The organism is Kitasatospora sp. NPDC041917, from assembly GCF_055589745.1.
On the sequence record NZ_JBVJBI010000003.1, the window covers coordinates 434,460 to 446,133 of the forward strand.

Annotated in this window: 9 protein-coding genes; 5 read left to right on the forward strand and 4 right to left on the reverse strand. The window is 72.6% G+C overall.

The genetic code is table 11. The annotated features are described in order from the left end of the window. Positions 1-349: 349 nt before the first annotated feature. The 3 genes from pucD to ACZ6EM_RS05700 are packed head-to-tail and all read right to left on the reverse strand — an operon-like array spanning position 350 to position 4,097. Positions 350-2,728: a xanthine dehydrogenase subunit D gene (gene pucD, locus ACZ6EM_RS05690; protein WP_465771777.1), complete on the reverse strand. Its 2,379-nt coding sequence runs from the start codon at positions 2,726-2,728 to the stop codon at positions 350-352. Continuing rightward, positions 2,725-3,213, reverse strand: a complete 489-nt coding sequence (locus ACZ6EM_RS05695; protein ID WP_380547127.1) for a (2Fe-2S)-binding protein — start codon at positions 3,211-3,213, stop codon at positions 2,725-2,727. The genes pucD and ACZ6EM_RS05695 overlap by 4 nt, the downstream gene beginning before the upstream one ends. Beyond that, positions 3,210-4,097: an FAD binding domain-containing protein gene (locus ACZ6EM_RS05700; protein ID WP_465771778.1), complete on the reverse strand. Its 888-nt coding sequence runs from the start codon at positions 4,095-4,097 to the stop codon at positions 3,210-3,212. Before ACZ6EM_RS05700 ends, ACZ6EM_RS05695 begins: the two co-directional genes overlap by 4 nt. 299 nt (positions 4,098-4,396) lie before the next feature. Between ACZ6EM_RS05700 and ACZ6EM_RS05705 the strand changes: the two genes are divergently transcribed. Beyond that, entirely contained in the window at positions 4,397-5,989 is a 1,593-nt protein-coding gene (locus tag ACZ6EM_RS05705) for a PucR family transcriptional regulator (protein WP_465771779.1), read from the forward strand. An 84-nt stretch (positions 5,990-6,073) separates the two neighbouring features. Here the strand turns inward: ACZ6EM_RS05705 and ACZ6EM_RS05710 are convergent, their stop codons facing one another. Beyond that, entirely contained in the window at positions 6,074-7,201 is a 1,128-nt protein-coding gene (locus tag ACZ6EM_RS05710) for an alpha/beta hydrolase (protein WP_401047007.1), read from the reverse strand. A 316-nt stretch (positions 7,202-7,517) separates the two neighbouring features. On the opposite strand from ACZ6EM_RS05710, the gene ACZ6EM_RS05715 reads away from it, so the two are divergent. From ACZ6EM_RS05715 to ACZ6EM_RS05730, 4 genes are read left to right on the forward strand one after another with little or no spacing between them, the layout of a single operon-like run. Continuing rightward, positions 7,518-8,531 carry a substrate-binding domain-containing protein gene (locus ACZ6EM_RS05715; RefSeq protein ID WP_452177489.1) on the forward strand — a complete coding sequence of 338 codons (1,014 nt, stop codon included), beginning with the start codon at positions 7,518-7,520 and terminating at the stop codon, positions 8,529-8,531. Beyond that, positions 8,528-9,574: an ABC transporter permease gene (locus tag ACZ6EM_RS05720; RefSeq protein WP_401047008.1), complete on the forward strand. Its 1,047-nt coding sequence runs from the start codon at positions 8,528-8,530 to the stop codon at positions 9,572-9,574. The genes ACZ6EM_RS05715 and ACZ6EM_RS05720 overlap by 4 nt, the downstream gene beginning before the upstream one ends. A gap of 8 nt (positions 9,575-9,582) precedes the next feature. Then, on the forward strand, positions 9,583-10,443 hold the full coding sequence (locus ACZ6EM_RS05725; RefSeq protein ID WP_380547115.1) for an ATP-binding cassette domain-containing protein: 861 nt from the start codon (positions 9,583-9,585) through the stop codon (positions 10,441-10,443). Next, positions 10,440-11,546: an ROK family glucokinase gene (locus ACZ6EM_RS05730; RefSeq protein ID WP_380547113.1), complete on the forward strand. Its 1,107-nt coding sequence runs from the start codon at positions 10,440-10,442 to the stop codon at positions 11,544-11,546. Before ACZ6EM_RS05725 ends, ACZ6EM_RS05730 begins: the two co-directional genes overlap by 4 nt. Positions 11,547-11,674: the final 128 nt, after the last annotated feature.

The following is an 11,674-nucleotide window of genomic DNA, read 5'->3' on the forward strand; positions in this document are numbered from 1 at the left end:
GCCGGGTTCCGTGGGGATCCTGGTCATGTCCACTCCCAAGTGTCAAAGGGGGTTGGGGTGGGCGAGCCGACCTGACTGCCGGTCAACGAGGCGGCACAGGGGGACGTATCGACTCACGGGGGGCACTCGCGGGAAGGGTGGAGTGCGGGCGGTGCGGGCGAAGGTGGTGCTGGTGCGCACCGCTGCGGACCCCGGCGTGGGCAGGGCAGCGGGTGTGGGGGTGCCCCGGGGCGGCGGGGCGGCGGGGCGGCGGGGATGACGGTCACCGCCCCGGGGAGGGCGAACTCCGGCCGTCGGCCCGGCGGCAGGGTGCCCGGCCGGGCCCGACGGCGAGGCGTTCGGCCGGGCCTCAGCCGGGCTGTTCGGTGGTCAGGTGCTCCGGCCGGACCGGGATCCGGTTGAGCGCCAGCCCGGTGGCGTTGCGGATGGCGGCCACGATGGACGGCGTCGCGGAGACGGTCGGTGCCTCGCCGACCCCGCGCAGCCCGTACGGCGCGTTGGGGTCGGGCAGTTCGAGCAGTTCCACCGGGATCGGCGGGGTGTCCAGGATGGTGGGGATCAGGTAGTCGGTGAAGGAGGCGTTGCGCACCTTGCCGTCCCGCACGATGATCTCCTCCATCACCGCGAGGCCCAGCGCCTGGGTGCACCCGCCCTGGATCTGGCCGACCACGGAGAGCGGGTTGAGTGCCTTGCCGACGTCCTGGACGGCGGTGAGCTCGACCACCTTGACCAGGCCCAGTTCCACGTCCACGTCCACCACCGCGCGGTTGGCGCAGAAGGTGTACTGGACGTGGCCGAAGCCCTGGCCGGTCTCCTTGTCGAAGGGCTGGGTGGGCCGGTGGTGGTGCTCGCGGGTCTGCTCGATGACGTCGTCGCCGAGCAGGTCGACGATGGAGACCAGCGTGCCGGCCCCGGCCGAGACCACCTTGCCGCCGGTCAGTACCAGGTCGTCGTGGGTCCAGCCGTAGCGTCGGCGTCCCCGGTCGAACAGTTCCCGGCGCACCGCCTCGGCGGCCAGCTTCACCGCGCCGCCCGTCATGTACGTCTGGCGCGAGGCGGAGGTCGAACCGGCCGACCCCACCTCGGTGTTGGCCGGGTGGATGGTGACCTGCTCGACGCCCAGCTCGGTGCGGGCGATCTGGGCGTGCACGGTGACGCCGCCCTGGCCGACCTCGGCCATCGCGGTGTGCACCATGGCGACCGGCTCGCCGCCGATCACCTCCAGCCGCACCCGGGCGGTGGAGTAGTCGTCGAAGCCCTCGGAGAAGCCGACGTTCTTGATGCCGACCGAGTAGCCGACGCCGCGCACGATCCCCTCGCCGTGCGAGGTGTTGGACAGGGCGCCGGGCAGCCGGCGGATGTCCGGGTGCTCGGTGTCCAGCGGCGGCGGCAGCGGCATCTCCTTGGCCCGCCGGAGCAGTTCGGCCACCGGCGCGGGCGCGTCGATCTCCTGCCCGGTGGGCATGAAGTCGCCCTGCGAGACGGCGTTGAGCTGCCGCAACTCCACCGGGTCCATGCCCAGTTCGACGGCCAGCCTGTCCATCTGCGACTCGTAGCCGAACGCCGCCTGCACCGCGCCGAAGCCGCGCATCGCCCCGCAGGACGGGTTGTTGCTGTACAGGGCGATGGCGTGCATCCGCACGTTCGGGATGACGTACGGGCCGTGCCCGAGCGAGGCCGCGTTGCCGACCACGGCGGGGGAGGTGGAGGCGTAGGCGCCGCCGTCCAGCACGATCCGGCAGTCGGCGAAGACCAGTCTGCCGTCCCGGGTGGCGCCGTGCTCGTAGTGCATCCGCGCCGGGTGGCGGTGGACGTGGCCGAAGAAGGACTCGTCCCGCGAGTAGACGATCTTGACCGGCTTGCCGGTGTGCTGGGCCAGCAGACAGGCGTGGATCTGCATCGACAGGTCCTCGCGGCCGCCGAACGCGCCGCCGACGCCGGCCAGCGTGAGCCGGACCTTCTCCTCCGGGAGGTCGAGCACCGGGGCCATCTGCCGGCGGTCGACGTGCAGCCACTGGGTGGCGATGTAGAGGTCGATGCCGCCGTCCTCGGCGGGCACCGCGAGGCCGGACTCCGGGCCGAGGAAGGCCTGGTCCTGCATGCCGACCTCGTAGTCGCCGCTGACGATCACGTCCGCCAGCGCCCGCACCTCGTCGGTCACGCCGCGGCCGGAGACCAGCCGCTGCTCGTGGCAGATGTTGCCGTACGCATGGGACTTGTACTCGTGCGGCTCGTGCACGTACCCGTGGGTCTCCGGGTCGAGGCACTGCTCCTCGGTGACGATCGGGGTGAGCACCTCGTACTCGACCGCGATCCTCTTCACCGCGCGGCGGGCCGTCTCCGGGTGGTCGGCGGCGACCAGGGCGATCGCCTCGCCGTGGTACCGGATCCTGTCGATGGCCAGGGCCGGCTGGTCCTGGATCTCCAGGCCGTAGTACTTCGAGCCGGGGATGTCCTCGTGCGTCAGCACCGCGTACACCCCGGGCACCTTGAGCGCCTCGGAGATGTCCACCGAGAGGATGTTCGCCCGGGGGTGCGGCGAGCGCAGCGCGGTGCCCCAGAGCATGTCCTCGTGCCACAGGTCGGAGGAGTAGGCGAACTCGCCCCGGACCTTCAGGTTGCCGTCCGGGCGCAGCGGGGAGCCGCCGATGCCGTCCTTGGAGGCCTGGTTGATGTTCTGGAGGTTCTTCTGTCCCTGGATCGTCCGCTGGACCGTCCGCCCGCTCATTCCGAGGCCCCCGCTCCCGCGCAGGTGCGGGCCGAGGCCAGCCGCACCGCGTCCATGATCTTCTCGTAGCCGGTGCAGCGGCACAGGTTGCCGGACAGCGCCTCGCGGATGTCGTCGTCGCTCGGCTGCGGATCGGCGGCCAGCAGCGCGTCGGTCTGCACCAGCAGGCCGGGGGTGCAGAAGCCGCACTGGACGGCGCCGGCGTCGACGAACGCCTGCTGGACCAGGCCCAGTTCGCCGTCCTCCGCGCCCAGGCCCTCGACCGTGCGCACCTCGCGGTCCTGCACCTGGCCGGCCGCGACCAGGCAGGAGCAGACCGGGACGCCGTCCAGGTAGACCGTGCAGGAGCCGCACTCGCCCTGCTCGCAGGCGTTCTTCGAGCCCGGCAGGCCGACCCGCTCGCGCAGCACGTACAGCAGGCTCTCGCCCTCCCACACGTCGTCGGCCTCGACCGGCTTGCCGTTGGCGGTGAAAGTGACCCTCATGCCGCGCTCCTGATCTGCTTGCCGTAGTCGTTCCAGGTCCAGGTGAGGGTGCGGCGGGCCATCACGGCGAGCGCGTGCCGGCGGTAGTCGGCGGTGCCCCGCACGTCGTCGATCGGCGAGGCCGCGGCCTTGACCAGCTCGCCGAAGCGCTGGACCACCTCGGTGCCCAGCAGTTCCCCGGACTCCCACAGGCCGCGCTCGGCGAGCACGCCCCGGAGGTACTCCTCGGCCCCGACGGCGCGGCGCGGCGTGGGGGCGGCCGAACCGATGCCGGTGCCGACGGTTCCGTTCTTCGGGTGCAGGGCGAAGCCGAACGCGCAGACCGCGATCACCATGGCATTGCGGGTGCCGATCTTCGAGAACTGCTGGGGCCCGTCCGCCACCGGGATCCGCACGGCCCGGATCAGCTCGTCGGCCTCCAGGCAGCTGCGCTTCACCCCGACGTAGAAGTCGTCGATCGGGATCAGCCGGGTGCCGCGCACCGAGGCCGCCTCGACGAACACGTCCCGTCCGGCCGCCAGCAGCGCCGGGTGCGCGTCGCCGGCCGGGGAGGCCGCGCCGAGGTTGCCGCCGACGCTGCCGCGGTTGCGGATCTGGGGGGATCCGACGGTGCGGGCCGCCAGTGCCAGCCCGGGCAGCGGACCGGACAGCTCCGCGATGATCCGGGCGTACGGGACCGCGGCGCCGAGCCGCACGACGCCGCCGTCGTTCGACCATTCGGTGAGCTCGGTGATGCGGTTCAGGTCGAGGATCGCGGATGGCCGGTGCACGTCGAAGTTCAGCTCGACCATGACGTCCGTGCCGCCCGAAAGGGGCAGCGCGGTCGGGTACTCGGCCTTCGCCGCGAGTGCCTCGTCCCAGGTGGCGGGCCGAAGGAACTCCATGCGGGTGTCTCCTCAAGTCTTCGCCCGCCGGGTGTCCGGCGGCGTGTCGCCCAGTGAACCGCTGTGACGCGGCCCACTGGCAGTCACCGATGGCATGAAGCCCCGGCTGTGAGCCCGCCCGGCATCCTGTACGTTCCTCTAAGGAGGGGAATCTCGCAGCCCGGGTGTTCGCCGGGTGCTACCTACGACCGTAGTCCGGCCGGGATGCGCGGGCTACGGACCCGCGCGCACGCCCGCTCGGTCAGGCCCTATCGTTACCCCTTCACCCCTCCCCCCAAGCCCCGTTAAGGAGTCCGCGGATGCGCGTCCGTGACCTGCTCGCCCCCGGTGCCCCGCGACTGCGCCTGCTCGCGGCCGAGGAAGAGCTGGACCGGCAGGTCAGCGGCGTGATGACGACGGACCTCCAGGACCCGGGCCGCTACCTGCACGGCGGCGAACTGGTGCTCACCGGCATGCTCTGGCGCACCGTCCCGGCCGACTCCGAGCGTTTCGTCCGCACCCTGGCGGCCGGCGGCGCGGTGGCCCTGGCGGCCGGCGAGGCCGAGGTCGGCCCGGTGCCCGAGGACCTGGTCGAGGCCTGCCGGCGGCACCGGATGCCGCTGCTCGCCGTCCCCGACGACATCGCCTTCGGCACCGTCACCGAGTTCATCGGCCGCCAGGTCTCCGCGGACCGCGCGGCCGACCTCGCCGCCCTGGTCGACCGGCACCGCCTGCTGGTCTCGGCGGCCGGCGGCGGTGGACTGGACGCGGTGCTGGACCTGCTCGGCGGTGACCTCGACCTGGACTGCTGGGTGCTCACCCCGACCGGCGCGGTGATCGCGGGCCCCGCGGAACGGCTCTCCGCCCAGGACCGCGACCAGCTGGTCCGCGCCCACCTCGCCGCCCAGCGCCAGCGCCGCCGCCCCCCGCACCGGGCCCGGCTGGCGGCCGGCTCCTACTCGCTGCTGCCCGCCCCGGTCTCCGCCGAGCACGACGCGCCGCTCGTCGACTGGGTGCTCGCGGTGGCCGGCGACGTCACCGAGTGGACCGCCAAGCGCCAGCAGCTCGCCGAGAACCTGGCCCGGCTGGTGGCCGCCGAGCGCCACCGCCGCGACGAGGGCCGCCGGCTGCGCCGCCGCCTCGCCGACGAGGTGCTCGCCCTGCTGCGCCGCGACGCCGACCCGGCCGAGATCAGCCGCACCCTGTACGCCTCCTCGGCGATGGCCGTCGGCTACGAGGTCCCCGATCCCAAGTCCCGGGCGCAGGAAGGCTCCTGGCTGGTGCTCAGCGCCGAGGGCACCGGCCTGCCGGAGGGCACCGTACGGGCGGTGCTGGAGGAGGCGCTCGGCGGCGCCACCGACCGCGCCCTGGTCGCCGGGACGGGCACCGGCGCCGTGGTGGTGCTGCCCGCCCCGGAGGGCCCGGTGCCCGCCGACGCCCTGCGCGAGCTGCTCGCCCCGCTGGAGGCCGGGCTCGGCTCGGAGGGCCGGATCACCCTCGGGGTCTCCGCCCCCGCCTCCGGGGCCGGCGGTCTGCGCGGCGCCCTGGAGGAGGCCCGGCATGCCCGCCGGATCGCCGCATCCCGGGTCGGCCGGGTCTGCGTCGCGGGCCCCGAGGAGCTCGCCTCGCACGTGCTGCTGCTGGCCGCCGTCCCGGACGAGGTGCGCCGCGCCTTCCGCGGCCGGCTGCTGGACAAGGTGATCGCGTACGACATCGAGCACCAGGCGGACCTGGTCCGCACCCTGGAGGCCTTCCTGCGTTCGGACGGTTCCTGGACCCGTTGCGCCGCGCAGCTGCACGTCCACGTGAACACCCTGCGGTACCGGATCGGCCGGATCGAGGAGCTGACGGGGCGTGACCTCTCCCGGCTGGAGGACCGGGTGGACTTCTACCTGGCGCTGGAGCTGGCCTGACGCCGCGCCCGGACATGCGGCAGGGCCCGCCGCGACCTCGGTCGCGGCGGGCCCTGCCCGTACGGTTCGCTGCTGCCGGCCGGCCTACTGGACCGGGATGACCGAGGTCAGCCACTGGAAGGCGGCCGGAACCATCTTCTTCCACTGCTCGGTGGTGTGCGGGCCGGTGCCCTCCTCGACCTGGACGGTGGTCGGGGCCTTGGCGGCGGCGCGGATCGCCTCGCCGTCCTCGTAGCCGTCGCCCTTGGAACCGCTGACCAGCAGGGCGACCTTCGGCGGCTGCGGGGCGGTCTTCAGGATGTTGACCGGGTTGTTGGCCTCGCGCAGCTTGGCGTCCTTGCCGACCAGGGAGTCCGGCTCCTGGGCCGGGTCGTTGTAGCCGGACATCGCGATGGCGGCCCGGTACCGGTTGGGGTGGGACAGCGACAGCTTGGCGGCGCAGTGCGCGCCGGCCGAGTAGCCGGCGATCGCCCAGCGGTCCGCGGACGGGTCCGCCCGGAAGTTGTCCAGCACCATCTGCGGGACGTCGCGGGTGACCCAGGCGTCGGCGTTGATCTTGCCGGGGATGTCGGTGCAGCCCGCGTCCTGGTTGTTCAGCAGCTTCGTGCGGGGCGAGACCAGGATGAACGGGGCGACCTTGCCCTGCTGCATCAGCGGCTTGAGCTGCTCGGAGACCTTGAGGGTGCCGTACCAGGTGGAGGAGGAGCCGGGGTAGCCCGGGATCAGCTCGACCACGGGGAACTTCTTGTCCTTGAACGCCGGGTCGTTGTACTGCGGCGGCAGCCAGACCAGCACCTCGCCGTCGACCCCGGACACCTGGCCCTTGAGCTCGGTCCGCTGCACGTCGTTCGGGACGAGCGGGTCGTTCACGCCGCCGAAGCTCTGCTTGACCTTCGGCGGCTCCTTGGCGGCCTCACCGCCCTGGCCCGCCGTGGCGGCCGGGTCGACCGGCGTCAGGACGGGCACCGCGCGGACGTGGTTCCCGGTGCCGAGCAGGTCGTCCCAGTTGCCGTAGATCAGGTTGGCGTTGTTGACCATCACGAACACCATCAGGACGGCCGTGACCTGGCAGAACATGATCATGACGATCCGGGTGAGGTAGCGCACCGGCTGCGGGCCGCCGACCTTCCCCCAGAACAGCAGCGCCACTGTGATGGACACCGGCACCAGGATGACGGTGAGGAGGAAGAATGGCGTACCTGTCAGTTCCATCGAGTTCTCGTATCGGGTCGCACGCCGCCCGGGCCCCACTCGCCCGAACGCACGTCAATGGCATCAGACGGTGATGGACCGATGATCGGTTGCCGTCCGAATCTGTGCGGAACCTGAGAGGAACATCACGTTCTCGCGATGAACCCGTTCGGATCGGCGCCTAAGTCTGCCACCCGGACAGACGTCGTCCGGACCAGATGTTCAGCGAACTACCAGGAAAGGTCCCCCGGGGCACCTTACCTCCCAGGCCATCGGGCCTGCCGGGCGAGGCGGTGCGATCCCGCGCGACCAGGGAAGGGAGACTATGGGGATGAGCATCACCCGCTTTCGCCCGTCCCGCCGCTTCTGGCCCGTGTGCGCCGTCCTGGCACTCGCGGTCACCGCGGCCGGTTGCAGCAGTACCGGAGGCAGACGCGCCGAGGAGGCCCGCGCCAAGGCCGCGGCCACCGGCGGCAGCGCCGTCACCACCCCGCGTTGGAAGGTCGCCATGGTGACCCACGCCGGAGCCGGCGACGCCTTCTGGGACACTGTGCGCAAGGGCGCCGAGCAGGCCGCCGCCAAGGACAACATCACCTTCCTGTACTCCAACGACGCGCAGACCCAGAACCAGGTCCAGCTCGTCCAGGCCGCCATCGACCAGAAGGTCGACGGCCTGCTGGTCACCCTCGCCAAGGGCGACGCCATGGCCGACGTCCTCGGCAAGGCCAAGGCCGCGGGCATCCCCGTGATCACCATCAACTCCGGCCAGGAGTTCTCGCAGAAGTTCGGCGCGCTGACCCACATCGGCCAGGACGAGTCCACCGCCGGCCGGGCGGCCGGTGCCGAGCTGGCCTCGCGCGGCCGCAAGAACGTGCTCTGCGTGATCCACGAGCAGGGCAACGTCGGTCAGGAGCAGCGCTGCTCCGGAGCCCAGTCCAAGGCCGGCGGCGCCTTCCAGGTGCTCTACGTCAACGGCGTCGACATGCCCGACGCCCGCGCCGCGATCTCCGCCAAGCTCCAGGCCGACCCGGCCATCGACACCGTGCTCACCCTCTCCGGCCCGATGGCCGCCACCGGTCTCCAGGCCGTCCAGGACGCCCGCCGCAGCGTCGAGCTGGACACCTTCGACCTGGGCACCCAGGTGGTGTCCGGGCTCAAGTCCGGCAGCGTCGGCTTCGCCGTCGACCAGCAGCCCTACCTCCAGGGCTACACGGGCGTCGACCTGATCTGGCTGTACAAGTACAACCTGAACATGCTCGGGGGCGGCAAGCCCGTCGAGACCGGTCCGCAGATCCTGACCAAGGACAACGCCGACGCGCTCGCCGAGTACGTCGCGAGGGGGACCAGGTGAGCAGCCCCGACCTCCTCGCCCACGACGGCCTGGTCGACGGCCGCCCGGCGGCCCTGCGGCGGCTCCTCGCCCGCCCCGAGCTGGGCGCGCTGATCGCCGCCGTCGCGGTCTTCGTGGTCTTCGCCGCCGTCGCCGAACCCTTCCTGCGGGTCTCCTCGCTGGGCACCGTGCTGTACGCGGCCTCCACCATCGGGATCATGGCGGTGCCGGTCTCGCTGCTGATGATCGGCGGCGAGTTCGACCTCTCGGCCGGCGTGCTGGTCACCACCGCGGCGCTGACCTCCTCGATGGTCTCGTACCAGTTCACCGCGGTGACCTGGGTCGGCGTGCTGGTCTCGCTGGCGACCACGCTGGCCGTCGGCTGGTTCAACGGGTGGATGCTCGGCCGCACCAGGCTGCCCAGCTTCATCGTCACGCTCGGCACCTTCCTGATGCTGACCGGCGCCAACCTGGGCGTCACCAAGGCGATCTCCGGCACCGTCTCCACCAAGTCGATCTCCGACATGGAGGGCTTCGCCTCCTGCCGCTGGCTGTTCGCCTCCGAGGTCACCGTCGGCGGGCTGACGATCAAGGCCACCGTCTGGTGGTGGCTCGGCCTGCTCGCGGTCGGCAGCTGGGTGCTGCTGCGCACCCGCTTCGGCAACTGGATCTTCGCGGTCGGCGGCGACGCGGAGGCGGCCCGCGCGGTCGGCGTGCCGGTCGCCCGGACGAAGACCCTGCTCTACCTGGGCGTCGGCTTCGGCGCCTGGGTGCTCGGCCAGCACCTGCTGTTCTCCTTCGACACCGTGCAGTCCGGCGAGGGCGTCGGCAACGAGCTGATCTACATCGTCGCGGCCGTCATCGGCGGCTGCCTGATCACCGGCGGCTACGGCTCGGTGGTCGGCTCCGCGCTCGGCGCGCTGATCTTCGGCATGGTCAGCAAGGGGATCATCTACGCCCAGTGGAACCCGGACTGGTTCAAGTTCTTCCTCGGTGCGATGCTGCTGCTGGCCGCGCTGCTGAACGCCTACGTCAAGCGCCGGGCCGAGCGGGGGCCGCGATGAGCACGGACATGACGAGCGCGGCCGCGGCGGGCACCGAACTGCTCTCCCTGGAGGGCGTCGGCAAGAGCTACGGCACCGTCCGCGCGTTGCAGGACGTCTCGCTGACCCTGCGGGCCGGCGAGATCAGCTGCGTGCTCGGCGACAACGGGGCCGGCAAGTCCACCCTGATCAAGATCATCGCGGGGCTGCACCAGCACGACGAGGGCACCTTCACCGTCGGCGGCGAGGAGGTCCGCCTGGACTCCCCGCGCCAGGCCCTGGAGCGCGGCATCGCCACCGTCTACCAGGACCTCGCGGTCGTCCCGCTGATGCCGGTCTGGCGCAACTTCTTCCTCGGCTCCGAGCAGGGCACGCGCCGCTGGGGCGGCCTGCGGCTGGACGCCGACGGGATGCGCGCCACCACCCGCGAGGCGCTCGCCAGGATGGGCATCGACCTGTACGACGTCGACCGGCCGATCGGCACCCTCTCCGGCGGGCAGCGCCAGTGCGTGGCCATCGCCCGCGCGGTGCACTTCGGCGCCAGGGTGCTGATCCTGGACGAGCCCACCGCCGCGCTCGGCGTCAAGCAGTCCGGAGTGGTGCTCAAGTACGTCACCGCCGCCCGCGACGCCGGGCTCGGGGTCGTGCTGATCACCCACAACCCGCACCACGCGTACCTGGTCGGCGACCACTTCACCCTGCTCAAGCGGGGTCGGATGGCGGGCAGCCACCCGCGGGCCGAGATCGGCCTCGAACAGCTCACCACCGAGATGGCCGGGGGCTCCGACCTCGCCGAGCTCTCGCACGAGCTGGCCCGGCCCTCCGTCTCCGACCCCCGTGAGCCCGACCCCCGTGACCCCGACCCAGGCGAGGAGCGTCCGCAGCCGTGACCAGCTCCCAAGGCAGCACCCGGCCACCCGTCCTGCCCACCCTGCTCGGCCTCGGCCCGCGCGCCGAGCGCCGCCGCCGCGCCCTGCCCGCCGGGATACTGCGGCTGCCCACCATCGGCGTCGACATCGGCGGCACCAAGGTGGTCGCCGGGGTGGTGGACGGCGAGGGCAAGGTGCTGGAGAAGCTGCGCACGGACACGCCGCACAAGAGCAAGAGCCCCAAGGTGGTCGAGGACGTCATCGTCGAGCTGGTGCTCCAGCTCGCCGACCGGCACGACGTCCACGCCGTCGGCATCGGCGCGGCCGGCTGGGTCGACGCCGACCGCTCCAAGGTGCTGTTCGCCCCGCACCTCAACTGGCGCAACGAGCCGCTCCGGGAGGCGCTCAGCGAGCGGCTGCGCTTCCCGGTGATCGTGGAGAACGACGCCAACGCGGCCGCCTGGGCCGAGTGGCGCTTCGGCGCCGGGCGCGGTGAGGACCACATGGTGATGCTCACCCTGGGCACCGGCATCGGCGGCGCGGTGGTCCGGGACGGCTACGTGGACCGCGGCAAGTACGGCCTGGCGGGCGAGTTCGGGCACATGCAGGTGCTGCCCGGCGGCCACCGCTGCCCGTGCGGCAACCGGGGCTGCTGGGAGCAGTACTCCTCCGGCAACGCGCTGGTGCGCGACGCGCGCGAGCTGGTCGCCGAGGAGTCGCCGGTGGTGCAGCCGCTGCTGGCCCGGGCGGGCGGCACGGTCGAGGGCATCACCGGCCCGCTGGTCACCGAGGCCGCCCAGGACGGCGACCCGACCGCGACCGAGCTGCTCTACGAGGTCGGCACCTGGCTCGGCGTCGGCATCGCCAACCTGGCCGCCGCGCTGGACCCCGGCCGCTTCGTCATCGGCGGCGGGGTCTCCGAGGCGGGCGACCTGCTGCTCGGCCCGGCCCGGGACACCTTCCGCCGCACCCTCACCGGGCGCGGGTTCCGTCCGGAGGCCGCCATCGTGCACGCCGCCCTCGGCAACGAGGCGGGCCTGGTCGGCGCGGCCGACCTGGCCCGGCAGGTGGCGCGGCGCTTCCGCACGATCAAGCGGCGGCGGGTGGAGCGCAGCGCGCTGTAGGCGGGGGCGGGGGGGGGGGGGGGGGGGGGGGGCCCCCCCCCCCGACCACGCCACAGGCTGGTTTTGGGGGTCAGAGGGATACTCGTGGCGCTGTCCCCCCTCGTTCCGCCTCTTTTTCTCTCCCCCCC